This is a genomic window from Flavobacterium aquidurense (assembly GCF_031458035.1).
GTDB classification, from domain to species: domain Bacteria; phylum Bacteroidota; class Bacteroidia; order Flavobacteriales; family Flavobacteriaceae; genus Flavobacterium; species Flavobacterium aquidurense_C.
This window is the reverse complement of the sequence record NZ_JAVDXR010000002.1, coordinates 120,696-141,796: the sequence shown is the minus strand read 5'-3', so window position 1 is coordinate 141,796 and position 21,101 is coordinate 120,696. Positions and strand designations below refer to the sequence as shown.

Annotated in this window: 17 protein-coding genes, 1 tRNA gene and 1 pseudogene; 7 read left to right on the top strand and 12 right to left on the bottom strand. The window is 34.5% G+C overall.

The window, feature by feature from the left end:
* Positions 1-318 precede the first annotated feature (318 nt).
* From J2X17_RS03910 to J2X17_RS03875, 8 genes are all read right to left on the bottom strand, one after another.
* The gene (locus tag J2X17_RS03910; protein ID WP_310294880.1) at positions 319-1,173 is read right to left on the bottom strand and encodes an EamA family transporter; all 855 of its coding nucleotides are present in this window, start codon (positions 1,171-1,173) and stop codon (positions 319-321) included.
* Positions 1,174-1,234: 61 nt separating this feature from the next.
* Positions 1,235-1,828, bottom strand: a complete 594-nt coding sequence (locus J2X17_RS03905; protein ID WP_310294878.1) for a 2OG-Fe(II) oxygenase — start codon at positions 1,826-1,828, stop codon at positions 1,235-1,237.
* 173 nt (positions 1,829-2,001) lie between these two features.
* Positions 2,002-3,465: a sigma 54-interacting transcriptional regulator gene (locus J2X17_RS03900; RefSeq protein ID WP_310294877.1), complete on the bottom strand. Its 1,464-nt coding sequence runs from the start codon at positions 3,463-3,465 to the stop codon at positions 2,002-2,004.
* Between the two features lie 185 nt (positions 3,466-3,650).
* Complete coding sequence (locus tag J2X17_RS03895; protein ID WP_310294876.1) at positions 3,651-4,769, bottom strand: vWA domain-containing protein; 1,119 nt, start codon at positions 4,767-4,769, stop codon at positions 3,651-3,653.
* A 105-nt stretch (positions 4,770-4,874) separates the two neighbouring features.
* Positions 4,875-5,252, bottom strand: a complete 378-nt coding sequence (locus tag J2X17_RS03890; protein WP_310294875.1) for a YchJ family protein — start codon at positions 5,250-5,252, stop codon at positions 4,875-4,877.
* A complete protein-coding gene (locus tag J2X17_RS03885; protein ID WP_310294874.1) occupies positions 5,242-5,475 on the bottom strand; it encodes a hypothetical protein in 234 nt (77 codons plus the stop codon). The genes J2X17_RS03890 and J2X17_RS03885 overlap by 11 nt, the downstream gene beginning before the upstream one ends.
* 143 nt (positions 5,476-5,618) lie before the next feature.
* Positions 5,619-5,768: a hypothetical protein gene (locus J2X17_RS03880; RefSeq protein WP_310294873.1), complete on the bottom strand. Its 150-nt coding sequence runs from the start codon at positions 5,766-5,768 to the stop codon at positions 5,619-5,621.
* Positions 5,768-6,307 carry a hypothetical protein gene (locus tag J2X17_RS03875; RefSeq protein WP_310294871.1) on the bottom strand — a complete coding sequence of 180 codons (540 nt, stop codon included), beginning with the start codon at positions 6,305-6,307 and terminating at the stop codon, positions 5,768-5,770. Before J2X17_RS03875 ends, J2X17_RS03880 begins: the two co-directional genes overlap by 1 nt.
* 87 nt (positions 6,308-6,394) lie before the next feature.
* Between J2X17_RS03875 and J2X17_RS03870 the strand changes: the two genes are divergently transcribed.
* The 5 genes and pseudogenes from J2X17_RS03870 (at position 6,395) to J2X17_RS03850 (ending at position 9,091) form a co-directional block, all read left to right on the top strand.
* Entirely contained in the window at positions 6,395-6,646 is a 252-nt protein-coding gene (locus J2X17_RS03870; protein WP_310294869.1) for a hypothetical protein, read from the top strand.
* Between the two features lie 313 nt (positions 6,647-6,959).
* The gene (locus tag J2X17_RS03865) at positions 6,960-7,400 is read left to right on the top strand and encodes a KTSC domain-containing protein (RefSeq protein WP_026983258.1); all 441 of its coding nucleotides are present in this window, start codon (positions 6,960-6,962) and stop codon (positions 7,398-7,400) included.
* Between the two features lie 257 nt (positions 7,401-7,657).
* Positions 7,658-8,419: a DUF4369 domain-containing protein gene (locus tag J2X17_RS03860; protein ID WP_310294856.1), complete on the top strand. Its 762-nt coding sequence runs from the start codon at positions 7,658-7,660 to the stop codon at positions 8,417-8,419.
* 18 nt (positions 8,420-8,437) lie between these two features.
* Positions 8,438-8,824, top strand: a pseudogene (locus tag J2X17_RS03855) (peroxiredoxin family protein); the annotation flags it as partial.
* A 186-nt stretch (positions 8,825-9,010) separates the two neighbouring features.
* Positions 9,011-9,091, top strand: a tRNA-Tyr gene (locus J2X17_RS03850).
* A gap of 687 nt (positions 9,092-9,778) precedes the next feature.
* Here the strand turns inward: J2X17_RS03850 and J2X17_RS03845 are convergent.
* Both J2X17_RS03845 and J2X17_RS03840 read right to left on the bottom strand, forming a co-directional pair.
* Positions 9,779-11,254, bottom strand: coding sequence for a RagB/SusD family nutrient uptake outer membrane protein (locus J2X17_RS03845; RefSeq protein ID WP_310294855.1), 1,476 nt, complete (start codon positions 11,252-11,254; stop codon positions 9,779-9,781).
* 11 nt (positions 11,255-11,265) lie between these two features.
* A complete protein-coding gene (locus tag J2X17_RS03840; protein ID WP_310294854.1) occupies positions 11,266-14,406 on the bottom strand; it encodes a SusC/RagA family TonB-linked outer membrane protein in 3,141 nt (1,046 codons plus the stop codon).
* A 1,047-nt stretch (positions 14,407-15,453) separates the two neighbouring features.
* On the opposite strand from J2X17_RS03840, the gene J2X17_RS03835 reads away from it, so the two are divergent.
* Both J2X17_RS03835 and J2X17_RS03830 read left to right on the top strand, forming a co-directional pair.
* Positions 15,454-15,774, top strand: coding sequence for a hypothetical protein (locus J2X17_RS03835; protein ID WP_310294853.1), 321 nt, complete (start codon positions 15,454-15,456; stop codon positions 15,772-15,774).
* Between the two features lie 88 nt (positions 15,775-15,862).
* On the top strand, positions 15,863-16,921 hold the full coding sequence (locus tag J2X17_RS03830) for a proline iminopeptidase-family hydrolase (protein ID WP_310294852.1): 1,059 nt from the start codon (positions 15,863-15,865) through the stop codon (positions 16,919-16,921).
* A 68-nt stretch (positions 16,922-16,989) separates the two neighbouring features.
* Here J2X17_RS03830 and J2X17_RS03825 read toward each other — a convergent pair whose 3' ends face one another.
* Together J2X17_RS03825 and J2X17_RS03820 are read right to left on the bottom strand one after the other, a co-directional pair.
* Positions 16,990-17,241 (bottom strand): hypothetical protein, encoded by a 252-nt coding sequence (locus tag J2X17_RS03825; protein ID WP_310294851.1) that lies wholly within the window; start codon positions 17,239-17,241, stop codon positions 16,990-16,992.
* 132 nt (positions 17,242-17,373) lie between these two features.
* Entirely contained in the window at positions 17,374-21,063 is a 3,690-nt protein-coding gene (locus J2X17_RS03820) for a bifunctional metallophosphoesterase/BamA family protein (RefSeq protein ID WP_310294850.1), read from the bottom strand.
* Between the last annotated feature and the right edge of the window lie 38 nt (positions 21,064-21,101).

The window sequence follows — 21,101 nt, the reverse complement described above, 5'->3', positions numbered from 1 at the left end:
TGTATTTCTATTTGACCTCATTATATTGATTTTTTAATAGTTCTAAAAAAAGCCTTTCATGGTGCATGAAAGGCTAAAAAAAAAAAATAACTAACAAGTGATTTTCTATTAACGCCATCTCATTGCATAGTTCATCATGCAACACATCGTGAAGCTGCACATAAACGGAATGATATTTTGACTAGAGTATTTCATTGTTGAGGCAAATCTACAAATATATTTTTATAAATTCTATAGAATTAGTCGAGTTTATTTTAAATAATTTCAATCTTATTAGTAAACGACTTGTAAATTAGCGAATTAGACTACGAAAAAAAATCACTTAAATTGTGAAAAAACAATAAAAAAGATGGCAATTAAGGCTAAAAAGATTCCTGTAAAGTTTATTTTAGATAATTTTTCTTTAAAAAAAAGCAGACCAACTAAACTTCCTAAAATGATCACGCCCATATTCATTCCGGCAAAAACAGTAGAAGGATTTTCTGAAAATGCCTTGTGTGCTTTAAGGTAAAACAAAATATTTCCGAAATTAAAAAGTCCAACCAAACCACCAAAAACGATATTTATAGGCTCTAATTTTACCTTCTTAAGAACAGTATCATAAATGACCGCAAGTAAAGAAACAGCTAGTGCAATATCAAAAACTACAAATAAAGAAGTAGCATAAGGTAATGTTGTATAAAGGGCAATTTGTTTGAAAAGAATATCTATTACTCCAAAACCTATCAAAACTGCGGCTGGATAAATCCATTTATTCTGAAAATTTTCAGATTGTTTTTTTAAGATGAAAAGCAGCGCAACAAATCCAATTATGAGTCCTATAACTTTATAAGTATTGAATTCTTCCTTAAAAATAAGCCAGGCGGCCAGTATCGGAATAAAAAGTGATAATCTTTGGGCGGCATCCGTTTTTACAATTCCCATATACTTGATGGATGCAATCAAAAACAGGAAAACGACCGGTAATAACAGACCTATTGCAAGATAAATATTCCACGGTGCGTTTGCATCAACCAAAGTCAAATCCGGACTAAAAACAAAATAGCAGAGTATCAGCGCAAAAACATAATTGAAAGCAACAATTTGAATTGGATTTGATTTATAGCGACGGGTCATTTTGAAAATAACACCCACAACTACACTACAAATAATACTCAGAACCAGATACAACATAGGGTTAATTTTTGAATACAAAAATAAGGTTTATCTGTTTTACTACTTCAAAAAAGAGATATTATTCACTTTTCAACCATCCCGTAATACTCATTCGGGTATTTTGAGTGACCAAAACTTCATGAACCAGCTCATTACTTTTAAAGAAAACAGTTTTGCCCTGAGTTGGCGAAATTTTTTGGTTGTTATTTTCCTGATGAATCATCAATTCTCCGCCGTCAGATGTTATCCAATTACTGTTTAAATAACTAATCATGGAATATTTCCGGCTCGGATTATTTTTGAACTGATCTAAATGTTTCAGATAAAAATCACCTTTTTCATATAAAGAATAATGAAATTCGTAACCCGTAATTCCGGCGTAACAACTTTCATTTAAATAAAGAATGAAAGCATCGATTTGTGCGAAGAATTCATTTTCGAAAACATTATTGTGTTTTTTATCCAGCCAGTAAATCGAATCACTTCGAATTGCGCCATCATAAGAAAGCTTTTCAGAATTCCCTATTCCAGCCTCAGACAGTAAACTTCTCTCATTTAAATCAAGTAGATTTCGTTTAAGATTATCAGCTAGTTCTTTGCTTAAAAAATGCTCTGAAATGCCTACTTTATTTTCGATATAACTTGCAATCAAATCTTCAAAATTCTCTACCATTTTTATTTTGGGAAAGACTGCAAATACAGCCAACGGAGCAAGGTAGAGGAAATTAAACTGGTAATCACTTATTTTTTGTAAATTGTGAAAAGTGAGAAGTGAGATGTAAATTATAAGTAACAAATAATACTGACAATTCACATCTCACTTCTCACAATTAACATATGTACAACTTATAATTTACTTATATAACTTCCGTACATATCTTTAAACTGATGTCCTTGTGCAAAGCGGTCTTTGCTTAGTTTTTTATATTCGACCAAGGCCCATAAAATAAATTCTTTCATGAAATAATGATCTTTTTTATCTAATTGAGGCTGATATTTTTTCAATAAAGTGTCTAAGGGCGTTACTTCATCCAGAATACTTTTATATTCAGCATCTGAAGCATCGTCTAATAATTCGAAACCGCTTTCGGCAAAAAACCATTCTATCAAATCAGAATAAGGTGTTTTTTCGCCAGGTTTTTCTAATTTTTCAATTTTAGGAAAGAAATCCGGAAACAAAGTTCGAATTGCAGATCCAATTAAATTCTGAGCTACAACCGCCGCTCCCTCCTGCTCTCCTTCGTACACCAATTCGACTTTACCAGTAATGGCAGGAATGATTCCGATAAAATCAGATAATCGTAAAGTTGTTTCATCAATTCCAGCTCGAAGTGCTCTGCGTTCTGCTGTACTTATTAAATTCTCAAAAGCCGTGATGCTCATTCTGGCACTTACCCCACTTTTGTTGTCGATATATTCGCTGTCACGTGCTTCAAAACTTATTTGTTCCAGAATATCTTTGGCTAAATTTGGAACATATACAATATCACTTTGCGTTTCGTCCAGTTTTGCTTCTTGTTCTGTAATCGTTCTGGCAATCGCAATACTTTCAGGATAATGTGTCAGAATTTGAGAACCAATTCTGTCTTTAAGCGGTGTTACGATACTTCCTCTGTTTGTGTAATCTTCCGGATTTGCCGTAAAGACAAACTGCATATCAAGAGGCATTCTTAATTTAAAACCTCGAATCTGGATATCGCCTTCCTGCAAAATATTAAATAAAGCTACCTGAATTCTGGCCTGTAAATCGGGTAATTCATTGATGACAAAAATAGAACGATTCGCTCTCGGAATCATCCCGAAATGAATTACACGATCATCTGCGTAAGACAATTTCAGATTTGCTGCTTTTATTGGGTCAACATCTCCAATTAAATCCGCAACGGTAACATCTGGCGTTGCTAGTTTTTCGAAGAAACGCTCGCTCCTGTGCAGCCACGAAATTGGAGTTTCATCACCTTTTTCAGCTATAACATCTTTTGCAAAACGTGAAATCGGACTGAACGGATCGTCATTGATTTCGGAACCCGAAACAAATGGAATATATTCGTCCAGCAATTCAATCATTTTACGCGCCAATCGGGTCTTGGCCTGACCGCGAAGTCCTAATAAATTGATATTATGTCGCGATAAAATAGCGCGCTCCAATTCTGGAATTACAGTGTTTTCGAAACCATGAACACCTTCAAAAACTGTTGCTCCCGATTTAATTTTCTCACGAAGGTTATTTCGCAATTCGTCTTTAATACTGATGCTCTTATATCCCGAGGCCTTTAATTGACCTAACGTTTTTATGTTATCTATTTTCATATTAATGATTTAGAAATTGAAAGATTAAATGATTTAAAATTCAATTTGTTTGTTTTTTATGTTTTTGTAGCCACGCACAGCAGTGCGTCTTACCGGTGAAGAGACGTACTGCTGTGCGCCTCTACGATATGCGTTGTGTATAAAATCTTAGAACCTTAGAACCTCAGCATCTTAGTACCTTTAAATTACCTAACCCGTTTTTTCCTATTTGTTTCATAATCTTCAAAAATCATTTCACCCAAACCTTTTAGTCCGGTATAAAATGCTTTTCCCTGATTGGCTTCAGTAAAATGATTTACAAAACGCTGTAAATAGGGATCGTTTGCAATCATAAAAGTTGTAATCGGAATATGAAGTTTTCGGGCTTGTTGTGCTTGTGTGTAACATTTATCTACGATGTATTCATCGAGACCGTTACTATTCATATAATAGGAACCGTCACGTTCGCGCACGCAACTTGGTTTTCCGTCGGTAATCATGAAAATTTGTTTGTTGGTATTTCGCTTTCTGCGTAAAATATCCATCGCTAACTGAAGTCCTGCGACTGTATTTGTATGATAAGGACCAACTTGTAAATAAGGCAAATCTTTGATTGGAATCGTCCATGCATCATTTCCGAAAACCAAAATATCCAATGTATCTTTTGGGTAACGTGTTGTGATTAATTCCGCTAGAGCCATTGCTACTTTTTTCGCTGGCGTGATTCGGTCCTCGCCATATAAAATCATACTGTGGCTGATGTCGATCATCAAAACCGTACTCATTTGGGCTTTGTATTGCGTTTCTTCGACAACCAAATCATTTTCGGTCAGCATGAAACTTTCTACACCATTGTTGATTTGTGCGTTGCGCAGACTCTCAGTTAAGGCAATTCGTTCTAAACCGTCACCAAAATTAAATTCACGAAATTCGCCAGTATGTTCATCGCCATTTCCGGCATGCTTGGTTTTATGATTTCCAGTTCCGGAACGTTTCAAATTACCAAAAATCTGATCTAACGCTTGTTGTCTTATTGCTCTTTCAGTTTTAGCGGTAATTCCAAACCCACTTGTTCCATCTGGTTTTGCTTCGTCTTTTATGTAACCTTTCTTTTTTAAATCTTCGATAAAATCATCGATTGTGTAGTTCTCGTCCGTCAGTTTATATTCTTTATCCAACTCCCGAAGCCAGTCTATTGCTTCATCAAAATCACCCGAAGTATGGGTGATAAGCTCTTTAAAAATACCAAAAAGCTTTTCAAACGGAGACTGAAATGGGACTTCGTACGACTTAAAATAAAAACCTTTTTTAAATTCGTTTTTCATAATCCTAAATTACGGTTTTTTAGAATTACGAAAAAATAATCGTTTATTAATTTTTAGTTAAAATATTGAGGTAAAACAAGTTAAAATCGAGGCAATTTCTGTCAATTATTCAAACTTTCCGTCGACATAGTACCAAGAACCATTTTCAAATCTGAATGCAGAGAATTCATAATGGGTCTGAGGTTTTCCGTTTGAGTCTAAAAAATACGCTTTAAACTCCACCGTTTCTTCAGAAGAACTTAAAATTTCCAATTTTTGCCATTTATTGACTGTTGCCCATTTCAGAATTTCAGCTTTTGAGTAATATTGTCTTTCAGAAACATGGGTTGTTTCTAAAAGATAATCGGCATTATGAGTGGCATAAGCCGAATATCTCGAACGCATCAAAGTCAATGCAGTTGGTGCTTTTTGATTGTTTTTAAGATACAATCCGCAGCAATCATCAAACAATAAACCGGTATCGCAAAAGCATTTATTCTTCATCCAGTTTTTCTTCGCCGTTAATTTTTACATGCAATTGATTCAATAAAACCTGATAACGGCTGATTTCTCTAAGATCTTCATCTTCTTCAGCATGATCCAGCATTTCGTCTAAAGTTTCATTTACTTCCAGCAACTTATTGTTTGCTTCTCTATCTTGTTTTGCAGCGATTAAATCAATGATTTCCTGCACACTTACTTTTAAATCTTCAAATTTTGTATTCATATTTATTTGTTTCAGGTTTGAGGTTTCAAGTTTGAGATTTCAAGTTTTTCAGTTCGTTTACAACTTAAATTCTTCACTCTTTACTCTTTACTCTTTACTCTTTACTCTTTACTCTTTACTCTTTACTCTTTACTCTTTACTCTTTACTCTTTACTCTTATTATCTTCGTTGAACTTCTTTACAATTTCTTTTAGCTTTTCTTTCCGTGCAACTTCAGCCTGTTTCTTTTTATTTTGGGCTTTGTGCAATTTGTCATTGTGCGCCTTGATGTTCTTTTCGTTGTTGCGTCCCATTATATTTCTCTTTTAATTTCGTCTAAAGTTTTCTCTGTGAAGATCAATTTTGTAATAATTTGTTCTCTCAAAACATCAATATCTTCATCAAAATGTTTTGCCCAGGAGGTCAGTTGCTGCAGATTTCTGACTTGTTTTATTCGCTTTGTCGTTTCAAAACTTGTTCTCAGAACTGCTTTTTTATCATATTCCGGATTATTTTTATGCTGGTACGTTACGGTATTCTTATCAAAATCGGCTTCAATATAATAGAGTTTTTCTTCGGCATTATCCGGATGGAATTCACTCCAGGCGGCAAAACCAATTTTTGTTTTCGAAGGGGTTTCGGGCTCCATTGCAACCAAAAGCCATTTGCTGTTGGCTAATCTCCCCCAATGATTCGAAACTCTGTACATACCGTCTTCTGTATAATAATAGGTACTTCCAGCTTTGCTTTCGAATTGCTTTTTTAAACCTTCAATGGCCTCCGGCAGCACTTCATGGAAAACACAAAAGGTGTTTTTGAACGAATTTGGATGTGGCCTGAAGTTTTTTTGCATATGCAAATATACTGAGATTGTCGCGAACTCCCTAAAACAAACATTAATTGATTAACTTTGTAACCTCAATTTTAAATTAAAAAAGTTATGTCTAAGGATTCACAAGAAAAAATGCCTCAAAAAGGAGTTTACACCGGCATCATCGAAAAAGATGAAAACAACAATTATTTTTGTGGTGAATATCTTTTAGATTACAAATTAGCGCATTCAAATTTTAATCTTGGAGATTGGGTTACGATTAAATCGGTAATTGAAAATCCAAGTGATATTAGTTATGATAAATATCCGAAGAAATCTAAAAACTTTGATAAGGCAAATCATAAGCCGGAGAATAAATAAAATTTGTTTTAGGTTTTTAAAGTTTCAGGTTTTCTTTGTTTCAAGTTTCAAGTTGAAATGCGAGTAATTTAACCGCAAAGTTCGCAAAGCTTACACACATAGCTTTGCGAACTTTGCGGTTAAATTATCCTGTATCAATTCATCATAACATTCTAACGTTTAACATCTAACTTCTAACATTTTACATATTTTCATAATATTTTTTCTATCAAAAGTAAAAAGTTAAAAAAAAGTGTACCTTTGCAAAAAATTTGTCGTTTTGAAGTAAAAAACACTCATTTCAAACTAATAGACAATAAGTTACCTTTTATTTATGAAAAAAATAGTTGAATACCGCAAGTTACTAAACGTAGACAAAACTGCTGAGCTAAAAGATTTAAAAACCATTTACCGTAATGCGATGAAAGAATCTCATCCTGACAAATTTCAAGGTGATGATGCTGGTTTGAAAGCTGCAGAAGAAAAAAGTAAAGCGATTATTGAAGCTTATCACTTCTTGGTAAGTATTAATCCTGAAACAATTAAAGCAAATTTACCGGAATATACAGAAACGATTTCAACTTGTTCAATTACTGATTATAAATTTGTTGAAGGTCGTTTAATTATCGATTTCTCTAACGGAAGTGTTTACGAATACATTAGTGTTCCTAAAGCAACTTATGTAAAAATGGTTAACGCTGATTCTCCTGGCAGATTCGCAAAAAGACACATTTTGAATTCTTTTACTTGGAGAAAGAAAACAAACCAAGAATAGTTTTACACTAAGAATATAACTAAAAGCACTCTATCTACAGAGTGCTTTTTTTGTGTCTAAAAATTAAAAAATTGCTGAAATTGAATTCAAATAATTATACAATTAAGTGTTTGCAGGACAATTAAGCCAATAAACACACTGAAAACATGATAGTTAAACCTAAAAAAACTATAACAAAATTTTAGGTTACAAAATTCTTTATGTTTTATATTTTTAGATACTTTTGTTGCACAAATCAATTAACTAATTAATTTATAATGAAAAAAATACTTTTTTTACTTACCGCTTCTGTTGCGATAATGTCATGCAGCAAAGTTAAAGACGGAGAATACCTTATTACAGGAACTGCAAAAGGAATCGCGAACGGAAAAACAATCATTCTTCAAGGTCAGGATCCAACTACACAAATGTCAGTTAACCTTGATACAGTAAAAGTTGAAAACGAAAAATTTGAAATAAAAGGAAAAGTAACTGAACCAGCTTTTCATACTTTAATTCTTCAGGATGCAAACGGACCAATTCCTTTCATCTTAGAAACAGGAGAAATTACTATTGCAATTGACAAAGATAGTATCCACAAAAGTAAAATCGCAGGTACTTATAACAATGACGAGTATGTGAAATTTAATGATGAGCTTACAAAAACTCAAAAGAAATTGATCGATTTTCAGAAAAACAACACTCAGAAAATGCAACAAGCTCAACAAGCTCAAGATACTGCAACTATCAATGGTTTGATGAAACAATACACAGCTATCCAAACGGAAGTTCAGGCAGATTCTAAAAAGAAATATATTGCTTATGCTGAAACTCATCCAAAAGCATTTATTTCAGTTTTGATCGTTAAAGGTATGGCTGGAGATCCTAGTGCAGATATTAAAAAAACGGAGGCTTTATTCAACTCTTTAGATGAGTCGTTGAAAAACAGTACTAACGGAAAAGAAATTAAAACAAAAATAGGTCAGGCAAAATTACCGGCAGTTGGTGCATCAGCTCCTCCTGTTGGTAACGCTAACTGAAGAGCAGACTTTTCTGCTCCAAATCCTGAAGGCAAAGTAGTTTCGCTTAAAGAAAGTTTAGGAAAAGTAACTATTGTTGATTTTTGGGCTTCATGGTGTGGACCATGTAGAAAAGAAAATCCGAATGTTGTAGCTCTTTATAAAGAATTACACTCAAAAGGATTAAATATTGTTGGTGTATCATTAGATAAAGAAAAAAGCAAATGGACAGAAGCTATCGCAAAAGATGGATTAACCTGGACACATGTTTCTAATCTAAAATTCTGGGAAGAGCCAATCGCGGCTCAATATCATGTTGAGTCAATTCCCGCAACTTTTATTCTTGATTCATCAGGAAAAGTAGTTGCTCAAGACTTAAGAGGTCCTGAATTAAGAGCAAAAATTTTAGAGCTTTTAGCGAAATAAGAACAATATTCAGCAAAAAATAAAAAAATCTCCCTAGTGGAGATTTTTTTATTTTATTCAATACCAACGAATTAAAAACAAATTAAAAAATAACTTAAAATTAAGTGCAAAATTTGTTTGTAAACATCAAAAACGTTTCTATATTTGCAACCGCTTAGAACAACAAAGCGCATCAATACAAGCTTCGGGGAGATACTCAAGCGGCCAACGAGGGCAGACTGTAAATCTGCTGTGTGAACTTCGCAGGTTCGAATCCTGCTCTCCCCACTAAAGTCCTAATGAAAATTAGGACTTTTTTTATGGGATAAATTTATTAGATCTCAGAAAAAAAACATAATTACATAAAACCTGCAAATCCCAGGATTCGCAGGTTTTTTTTTCCATTTAAAGCAGTTTTCAAGCTTTATAAAACACTCAAAAGTTTTGTGGCAGAATCGTGGCACATGTTGTTTGCGAAAACTAGTAACTCAACAAAATAAGGAGCCAGGAAGTTTAGGTTCGAACTTATGATACAGTTCGCCCACAGTTTTCTTTACAAGGTAATACGTCTGAAGAAACTTTTTCTGGAAAACCAATAACCGTTGGCAATTATAAAACTCATTTTGCAGAACAAAACCACAGCGAAAAGCAGTAAACCAATAAAATAAATACAAAGCCTGCAATTCCTGAAATCGAAAAGCCTTTGTGTGAATAGCGGTGCAGTAAGACCCCAGCCATCCTGCCACGCTGCTGCGAGACAAAGATGTCCATCACAAAATCAGTACAAAAAAATAAGCTTAAAAAAAATAGCTGCCTCACTTTGGAGACAGCTACTTAAAAAAAAATCAAAATATTTATTGTTTATTTCCACCCTGAATTTACCTCATTTTGGAATTGTATTTATTTCAGGCACAATATTGACTCTAAAATCTGTTGATATTGGAGTCTTTTCAAATATTTTTTTAATCTTAAAATTTATAATTCATTTTGTTTAACCAATGGGTTGGCATTAATCTCCGCTCTTGGGATCAACCATTGCCATCTTTTATCTGAAGCGGGAACACTTAAAACACCACCTGTAACTGATGAATCATGATTCGCTCCGGTCCTGTCAAGAGCAGAATTTGTTCTTTTTAAGTCATAGAACCTAAATCCTTCACCCCATAATTCAATTCTTCTTTGGAACCAGATTTCATCTACCAATGCCTGTCCCGTTTTTGTAGACAAAACATAAGCAGCATCTCTGCTTTTTACTAAGGTAAACAATACATTGTTTGCATCTGCTAAACCTAATCTTGCTTTTGCTTCGGCCTCTATAAGATACATCTCGGCAACACGCATATAGGGAATATCACATCTGCTATCACCAGTACTTATCGCTAAAAATTTTTGGCTCGTATAAGGAAACTTAGCATACGTCGAAGGAAGTCCCAATGCGGTATGTGCTCCTGTCTTGTCAAATATTTTTGAACGGACATCAGTTGCCGGAATCAAATTATAAAGCTTACTATTGATTGCTTTTGGACAAGAACGAATCACTGTTGAATTATAATTTCTGGACATATAGGCACCAAAATTTCCAAAATAGTCCGTTTGAACTTCACTAACATGGCTTCCCCACATCCATTCCTTACCATTAAAGTCATTAAAACCTTTTACATATTCATCAGGAGTCATTAAGGCAATGCCTGCTTTAGCTTTTGCAGCATAATCTGCAGCAATAGCCCAATTTCCTTGTGTTAAGGCAACTCTGGCTTTTAATCCCTGAGCAACTTTTAGTCCTAAATGAGAATTATTAGGCTTTGTATAGCCAACTAGTAAAACGTTTGCCTCATCGATATCTTTATTGATTTGGGCATATACTTCCTCAACTGTCGAACGGGGAAATTGCTCATTGCCTACCGTTAGAATAAGTGGTACACCTAGTTGAGTGTTTGTTGTTCCGCTGACATATCTTTTTCCAAACAATTGAACTAATTGATAGTGGCAAAAAGCTCTGTAAAGCAAAGCCTGCCCTTTTACTATTTTTTTATCCGCATCAGAACCGACAGCAGCATCTGTAGATTCAATAATAGTATTAGCATTTCTAATAATTCTGTAATAGGTTCTGTAAGGAAATCGTATGTCCTGAGCATTTTCATTTGCCTGACCTGTCCAGTTGTAAACAGCTAAAAACCATCCGTTGGTAACAGGAAAAACAAGATCGTCAGCAGCAATATCAACCTGTTGCATTAAACTTCCGAGTCCATTTTCATTTTGATTAGATTCGTACCTGATATATAGTGATCTGTGAATACCGTTTAAGAGCGTCATTAAATCCTCCGTTGTTTTTGTAGCAGCATCATAGTCCACAAACTCCGTAGGTTTTTTATCTAAAAAATCATCTGAACAGGAAGACAATATTAGCAGTGATATTGCAAAAAATATCTGTTTTATATAATTTGATTTCATAATATTAAATTTTAGAAGTTTAAGTTTAAACCTAATGTAATAACTCTGGAAGGCATGTATCTGTTCTGAGTTGTACCATTAAAAGTTTGACTTGGATCCATTCCCTGACGTTTAGTCGATAAAAGCAGATTCTCGCCATTTATAAATAAAGTAGCGTTATCGATACTTATTTTTGAAATTAACTCAGAAGGCATTTTATAAGATAAATTAACTTGTCTTAAAGATAAGTAATCAGATCCTATTAACCATCTGTCAGAAGCTGCAGAAGATTGGGTATTTCGGTTTATATCCATTCTGGGAACATCTGTAATATCTCCGGGTTTTTGCCATCTTTTAAGAGCATCAACGCTCAACGCTGATCCGTAGTTATTTCCTGTATGCATAAGATTCGCATAGTTTGTATCATACATTTCTCCTCCAATTTGATAAGAAAACAATACTTCTAATCTTAAACCTTTGTAATCCAGGTTTGTTCCAAAACTTCCGTATAAATCAGGAATTGCTGTATCAGCGTAGTGATATAATGCTTTATTCTGATCTGTAGTAACATTGACACCGTTAACAACTCTTTGAGTGGCATCTCCCGCAACGATCAATTGTGGGTCTGACACATACAAGGCATATCCGTCTGTAGGATCCACTCCATACCAGTCTCTTAACCAATAGTCATAAAGAGATCGTCCGACCATTAATTTTTTGGTTCCACTAATAATTTCATTTTGAGGCAAACTGGTAATTTCATTTTTTATAGTGGAAGCATTAATATTGATTCCCCATGAAAAATCATTCGTTTTCACAACAATTCCATCTAGTGCAACCTCGAAACCTCTGTTAAACATCGAACCAATATTTTCCACTCTGTTATCTAATCCTGAAGATAATGGATTTGGTACTGAAAATATTAAACCATCTGTATTTCTGTCATAGTATTCAACGCTTCCGCTAAGTCTGTTTTTAAATAATGAAAATTCAACAGCAATATCTTTTTGTGTGTTTTTTTCCCATTGCAAATCTGCTGCACCTGCAGCATTTGTTATAATACCACCTTCACTACCATTATCGTAACCTAAACTAAATGTAGACTGGCTCGCGTAATAACTTAAACCATCATTACTTATGTGGGAATCATTTCCTACTTCTCCAATTGAAGCTCTTAATTTTAAGTCATTGATCCAAGAATTACCTTGTAAGAAACTTTCTTTGGAAATTACCCAGGCACCTCCAACGGACCAGAAATTACCCCAACGATTATCTTTAGAAAATTTAGAAGAACCATCTCTTCTAAAAGATCCGGATAAAATATATTTGTCTAAATAGTCATATCCTACTCTGGAAAAATAAGATTCAGTACCATAATTCCTAGTATAAGAAGTTAAGTCGGTTGTAGTGGCATAATTAATAAACTCAGGATTATCAGGAGAAACCTGACCTGTCTTTGTGCCTGTAAGCCAATTTCTTTCGTAATCAAAACTTTCATGACCGGCCAGTACAGATATCGAGTGATTACCAAATTCTCTATCGTAATTTAGTAACTGATTGTAAGTTACCCCTGTTAAAATTCTATCTTCTTTAGATATTAATCCGGTAGGAGCTCCATCACCAATTTCAGGATTATAAGTATAAACCCTATTATAATACGTTTTATCTAATGCTGCATTAAATGTGAATTTAAAATCTCTTAAAAATTTGACTTCAGCGTAAGTTCTGGCAGAAAGAGCAGTACCTTTTAGATTATCTTTATTATTCAAAGTTTCATAAACGATGTTTCGGCCTGGTGAAGCACCACTACCCCTGTTTGTAGAGTATACTTTATTACCTAATGTATCGTACACATAATCTCCATTAGCTGTATGATCAAAAATAGGATAAATCGGCCCCATGTATCTGGTAGCCCTAAATGGATTATTAAAAGAGCTTGTGTTATCAACCCCATCTACAGCCTGGTTCGAATCTGTAGTGGTTCCCGATAAATTTATTCCGGTTTTAAACCATTCCTTCAAGGAGGTGTTAAGATTTAAACGTGCCGCAATTCTTTCATAATCTGAATTTATGATATAACCTTCTTCATTCAAATAATTAAGAGAAGCAAAATAATTAGACTTTTCAGTTTTACCCTGATATGAAAAATCTACATTTTGACGAACACCGGCTCTTTGTAATGCACCTTCCCAATCTAAATCTTCCGGATACAAAAGCTGTGCATTTGGATTTAATTTACCATCGGTACCAACAACCTGACCATTAGGAACATTAAAAGGATTTATAACTAAAACCACGGGTACCCTTCCCGATGCATACAAATTTGCAGCGTCTATCTGAGCCTGATTTGCCATTGGACGGCTGTTTCTGATAGCTTCCCATTCTATCGGATAATAATCATACACATTTACCCTGTCATATTCTTTAATTAGTCGTGAAGTCAGACCCTGACTTACATTTAATGTAAATTTGTCCTTTGCGGATTTACCCGTTTTGGTGGTAATAATAATTACACCATTGGCCGCTTTTGAACCATAAAGAGAAGTCGAAGACGCATCTTTTAAAACCGTTAAACTTTCAATATCATTTGAGCTTAAATTACTGATATCTCCAGAAAAAGGAACTCCATCAACTACATACAAAGGTGTATTTGATCCGTTAATAGAACTAAATCCACGAATTCTGATAGCTGGTGCAGCACCTGGTTGTCCTGACGCACTTTGTATCTGAACACCTGCAGAAGCACCTTCTATTGTAGATAAAACGTTTGTTACTGCTCTTTTTGCAAAATCGTCGCCTTTTATTGAAACAGCTGATCCCGTATAGGAACTCTTTTTTGCATTACCATACGCAACGACAACAACTTCATCCAGAATTTTCCCGGAGTCTTTCATCTTTACCGTAATTGCCGATGCCGCCCCTACCGTAACGTTAATATCCTCCATACCAACATAAGAAAAAAGAAGCACATCACCAGTTTTTGCTTTAACAGAAAAACTGCCATCAAAATCTGTCTGGGCACTTACTTTTGTTCCTTTAACCACAACATTTACACCTGGGATAACACCCGTCTCTCCAGAAACAATACCTGTAACAGTCCTCTCTTGACCATAAGAAAACTGAATAGACAACGCTAATACTAGCGTATAAATCCATTGTAATTTTAATTTCATATGTAATTTTATTTGAGTTAATAGACCACAAAAGTCTTAATTTTTTCTTAAAATACAGATATATTTTTAATATTTTATCCACTATCATTATAAACAAATCAGTTTTTAGTTAAAAAAGACCAATTATCACCATAATCCGCATGATCAAATCCACCACAACCATCAGAAAAATAGCTGCAGGTAAAAAATTCTGCACCGATTTTTGGAAACCCTAAACTTGTCAGGTAGCGACATTAGCGCTAATCTGACCCAGACCTAATTAATATAAATGGCTAATCACTAAATCAAAATTTTATGAAAAAAAATAATTTAGAAAAACCATATTTTGAGCTATTTCCTTTAAGGCTTTCACATAATTCTTATGAAAGAAAATAAACACTAACTGAAAAATTAGAGTACGATCCATTTGAATCTTAGCAGCTCGTCTGCACGGCAATAGAGCTTGATTTTATCAGTTGGCCTGTTGTTTACTGTAATCTTTTTTTTTGATTTTCAGGAGATTCTTAATTATTCTATCCAGCAATTCTTGTTGAATCTTTGCCGTAAATTCTCGTTTTTTTTTGAGCGAACCGTTGTGCATTTCAAAATTCATGTAAAACATTGATTTCATCAACAATAACACAGAAAGGATTTTCAGAGCTACATATCTGGTTGTAGGCACTTTGAAATCAATTCTAGAGGAGATTGAACGTCGGATTATACCTAAAAAATAAAAAACTGTAGTTTAATTCAGGCTTAAAGAGAATTCAAAAGCATTCCATTTAATTTATAATTAAGGTATTTACTGTGCCTTGTTTACTTTCGGCGTTATGACCGGAAAACCAAATCCTGATTTTTCTCTAAATAATTAAAAAACATTAAAAATCTTGTTCCAGTTCAATGCGTGAGTTATACTTATGTCGCAAATTCGCCTAATAAATTGCCTCAAGATTATGGGCCGTAAAGATTTTATCAAAAAAGAAATCTAGGGAAAGAAACCATTTGTTGGTTCTGCAGCAAACTGAGCTGCAGTTTTGCAAACATTAAAAATACAAAAGAATTAATACAATGATTAAGATTTTATATATCGGAAGGCATGAAGATATTTTGCAGACTGTAGTACAACTGATAAATAAAGAAGAGAACTGGTTTGGAATTGGTACAAACACAAATGCTGAAGCAATGGCCTTATTTGAAGTACATAACTTTGACATGGTACTAATGGGATGCGGCATTGAACCTGAAAGCGAATCCTATCTAATCAGTTATTTTATTTTAAACAGGCCTGAAACCAAAATTGTACAACATTTTGGCGGCGAAAACGGGCTTCTGAAAAACCAGATAATACATGCGCTCAGCAATGAATTACCACTGTGGACTAATACTTAGAGGCTACTGTTTCATTGGCTTCTATCAAGTCGGCACAGGCATTAACAAACTATAATTACACAAAAAATTAATACTATCAAAACAATTTATGATTACTTACAAGAAAATACTTTTATTGTCTTTAGTAGTGCTGTCACTTACAGCCTGCAACAAAGAAAATGATCCGCAAAAAGAAAATGCAGAAACTGCTGCTTATTTTAAAGACAACACTTCCGGCATAAAAATGGGAGGTGTGAAAATGGTTGAAATTACCACTACAAAAGGCAAATTTAAGGTTTGGACAAAACGTATTGGAAATAATCCAAAAATAAAAGTGCTCCTGCTTAATGGGGGACCAGGTGCAACACACGAATATTTTGAATGTATGGAAAGTTTTTTACCGGCTGGGGGCATTGAATTCATTTATTATGATCAGCTTGGAACTGGTAATTCAGACAATCCTAATGATCCTGCTCTTTGGGATCTGCCGAGATTCGTAGATGAAATCGACCAGGTGCGTAAAGCCTTATATCTAAATAAAGATAATTTTTATGTGCTTGGTCACTCATGGGGAGGAATTTTAGCTGCAGAATATGCTCTAAAATATCAGCAAAATTTAAAAGGTCTTATTATTTCCAATATGATGATGAGTGCTATTGATTACAGTAATTATTCTAAAGATGTGCTGGCAAAGCAAATGGATTCTGAAGTTTTAGCCCAGATAAGAGAAATTGAAAAAAATAAAGATTTCTCAAATCCGAAATATATGGAGTTATTGGTTCCTAATTTTTATTGCAAACACATTTTACGTATGGATTTAAAATTGTGGCCTGAACCATTAAATCGTGCAATGGGAAAAATTAACCAATCACTGTATGTTGCGATGCAGGGGCCAAGCGAATTTGGACTTTCTGGAAAACTGGAAAACTGGGACATTAAAAATCAGCTTTCGAAAATTACCGTGCCGACTTTATCAATAGGAGCAAAATACGATACAATGGATCCAAAACATATGCAGTGGATCTCTACGCAGGTTCAAAATGGAACATACCTGTATTGTGAAAAAGGAAGTCACATGAGTATGTACGACGACCAGGAAACCTACATGAAAGGTTTAATTAAGTTTTTAAAAGATACTGACAGCAAATCTGCTAAAAGTTCATTGTGAAAGAACCAATATCTGCTCCGTAATTTTTTATACTATCCAATCAAATAAGAGCTGTCGCAGGATAGCTCTTATTCATTCAAAATACTGACCATATTGGTTAATTCTGCTTTGTTTATAAAGTCTTCTATAAAATCCTGAACAGCCGATCTGCTTTCTTCAATTACCGCAAAAGAATTTATGTGATATTCTTCATCCTGATCATTAATGTGAATAATCGCTGTATATCCTTTAGAGATAAGACTTCCCTTTAATTTGATTATATCAATCTGCTGCTGGCTGCTTAAATCCTTAAACACCCGCAGTCTGATAACTTTTTCCATTACGAGTATTTTACATTAACCACTATTAAATAATTAAAATTTATGGCAGGTTATCAACTTTCAGAAAAATATTCAAATTTTGAGATCTTCCAGTGTGGCCTGTTTTAAACGTAGCAAGAGCCGCATCGCCAATTAATATTTAAAATTAAATCCAATAAAAACTATATTCCCTTCATCAGAGCTAAAATAAGCCGCCTGTAGACTAACGGTGCTTAGTCCGCCAAACCATATTCCACCGCCCTGTGACGTATGCCATTTTTTTGACGGATCATCTTCAATCCAGACACGTCCGACATCAAATCCGCCATAAAGTCCAAAATCAATTGGGATAAGTCCTGTCTTAAAACTAGCTACTTTTAGTTTCAAGTTAGAACTGTCGTATAAACTGTTTTTACCACTAAAACGTTCGTTTCGATAACCACGTAAACCATTATTACCTCCCAAAAATGAAGAGTGATAGAAATAATAATTATCTCCAACAATAACCCTTCCCTCCGCAACAGTCTGAAATACCAGATTACCTGAATTGGTTAATTTGTCCTCAAGTCCGACTTTTCCAACAAAATAACCAAAATTATTATCACTGTCATTGGTATTAATTTTCCAGCCTGCTTTAGCGGAAGCATATAAGCCCTTTGTAGAAAAATCTTCCGCATCTCTATTGAAATACATAATTGAGGCTTCGGTTCCAACGTAATTCTGGTGCTCAAATACAGCGGGATCTACATTGGCAGGAGTAAAAAAACGATCGTTCATTTCTTCAATTTCAAAACTCTCATATAAAGCCTTAATTTTAAATTTGTGATATTCGAGCCCTGCATTCAAATTCGTTTGTCTGGTTCGCGCACGATTATATTCCTTTCCAAGTGTCTGATCGTCATTAACCGTTTCGTTTCCGTAGCCAAAGAAATTATTCGAAAACTTAGTTCCCGAGAAATAAGCTTCAACTAAAAAGTTGATGTGCGGAAAAACATTGAAAAAAGTGCCATTATATCCCGTCTCAGCCGACTGATAAGTGAAATAATAATTGGCGAAAATCTCATGTACCTGTTTATGCGGATTTCCATTAAAGGCATTGTAGGTATAGGTATCCTTCGCACCCAGTACAAAACCATCATCAGTGGCGTAACCCAATACAGGAACTAAAATATTATTGCTTGGGATAAAATACCTGAAATGCAAATTATTAGTTTCATAAAGTGATGAAAACTGTTTCTTTGAAGGCTGCTTAGCATCTATGATATTTTTCTCATAATCATAATCATAAATACGAATTTTATCATTCTCCTCTAAAGTATAGTGATCCGTTCCATAGCCACCAATTATGCGGACGAGTATTTCCTTATCTCCTTCACCCTTCACTACAAAATCATCATCACCATTGAGTCCGTATATCCAGATTTCACAAGTATTATCAGAATTTATTACGGCTGAATAATAGGGCTCTGTACTGTTCTTTTCAGAAAATATTTCTATGGTTGTATTTCCCTTTGGCTGTCTGGTAATCTGGAAAATATCTTTTTTATCAGTGCCATGAATAACCACTTTTTCATTGATAAAATCAGCATATTCTGAAGCCAAGACGTTCAAATTTTTTAACCTCTTTTTAAATTTAGTTTTGATATCTTCCAAAGCCTGATCCTGCATTTCCTGAGGAAGATTCAAAAATGCATGGTCAATTACAGCGTCGGTTAAGCCTTTTTGGATTGCTATTGCTTCTTCTTTCCAGATTGATGCATCATACTGTGAAATAAAAATCTTATCAAGATTATAGGCTTCAGAATTAAACGATTTTACATTATCGAGATTCCCATCATAACTTTGCCAAAACCGGGTTTCAGGAATTCTATTTTTGACGACCGCTAAAGCTGCACCGTCAAATTTTGAGAAAGCCGCGTCTCGGTCCCTTGGTATTGGTGAATACACTCCCGACTTATTTCCAGTTTCCCTAAGTGCCCATCGCCATTGATCTTCGTGACGATCCCAATCACCAATAAGCATGTCAAAAATTCTTGATCGGATGTACTGACGTTTATCGATACTGTACTTATCATTTTCGCGCAGTTTTTTAAGAACTTCTTCTGTATTTGCAAAATCAACTATTTCGCCAGCATTTTCTAGTGAAGTATGCTGAAAACCTTTGAAATCTTTCTGATCTTTTGATGGCCTTTCTTCTATATAATACAATCCGTTGCCGTATTTCTCATTTAAATCTCCAAATCCGGATTGTTTAGGAAAGTAGTATAATTTTATATTCGAATGATTAATTGCAGCGGCCTCTGCCAGATCATTCACTGCGAGCTGGGCATACGGATGCGCTGTGGTAAAAAAGTCTGAAACCAATTCTTCTGTGGCCGTATCATCATAAGAATCGGGGTTAAAAGCAATCCCTTTTAGTTTAAAACGCAAAAATTTGAGCGCATCTTTATGCAAAGATCGCATTACATACTGTTTCCCGTTTTTGCCCTGGAGTTTTAAAGACTGCGACTGATGCCCGCCACCTTCTTTTAATATAGTGAGTCCACCATATAAAGTATCCAGCGAAGCCGTTTTAACCGTTACTTCCCTCGAATAATAATCGCGATAATGTTCTCCCCAGAATAATTTATAAAACCATGATTTAGAGGTTTCTTCCTTTGTTAATATCTGGGTCTTAGCAGTATTCGCGAAATCAGCTGTTACAGTATTTTTGGTTTTTTCATCAAGGTTTGGCAATGCTTTATTTAGTGCATGACGGTATAATAATTTGTTGTTTTCAAAAGAATGAAATTCCACTTCTGAGGAACCATCCTCGAAATAATTAAGCTTGGCATATCCTTTTTCGCTTGAGCTATAAATGCCTTCGTACTTTAATTTTCCACCAGGAGCGGTTATTAGTTCTTTTGACAGTTTTGTCGCTTCACTTTTTGCAAGTGAACCGCTGATAATTTGATGAATTCCATTTCCTTCCAAATATTGCAGACTGTTTTCATGCCCTGAAACAATGACAATATTCTCCGATAATTTTGCCAATGCCGCGACGAAACTTGTTAATTCTCTATATCTGCTATAGGCAATGTCCTGAGTACTTGTCCCGCCTAGTTTGCGTACCGTTTTATCTGCTAAGCCAATTACTGGCAAGGGATGCTGATAATCATTAAAACTATATTTTCCACCATGTTTACCATTACTAAAAATAGGATGATGCATGGCGATAATTACGTTTTTAAATGCAGCATCACGAATCATACCTTCGAGCTCTTCCAGAAAACGTCTTCGGGTCTTAATATCCGGTGAATTCTCATTTATATACTGCACATCATCCCAATTGGAAATGTACCACTGCGAATCTATAAATATAATTTCCAGGTTTTCGTTAATTGAAACTTTGCTTAAGGGAGCTCCATTTTTAGGTAAATATTCTGCTGTATTGCCAGGTATAATCTTCAGCAAATTCTGGCTCTCTTGTGTCTTTCTGCTATTTTTATATTTCCATTCATAATCACCTGGAAGAAAATATGCTTTTCCTGCATAATCTTTAATCATTTTTGCTTGTTGGCTCAGCAGCAATTTATCAGAAAGACTATCCTTTACCTGCGATGAAATATTGTCTCCCAAAAACAAAAAATTAGAATTTTGAGCGTTATTTTTTAATATTTCATTAAACTGACTCAAATTATTCTCTTCTTCAGTCTTATCTCCATATCCTCCGGACAAGTAAATAGAATTTACTATTTTTTTATCAGTAGCAGCTGCCGCTTTTTCAATTGATTGCTCTTTGAATGTCGCACATCCGGCCAAAAGCAATAAAAATGACAGTACTAAAATCTTTGTTTTGTTCATAATGTCTAATTTGAAATTAAAAAATAAATGGAAACACC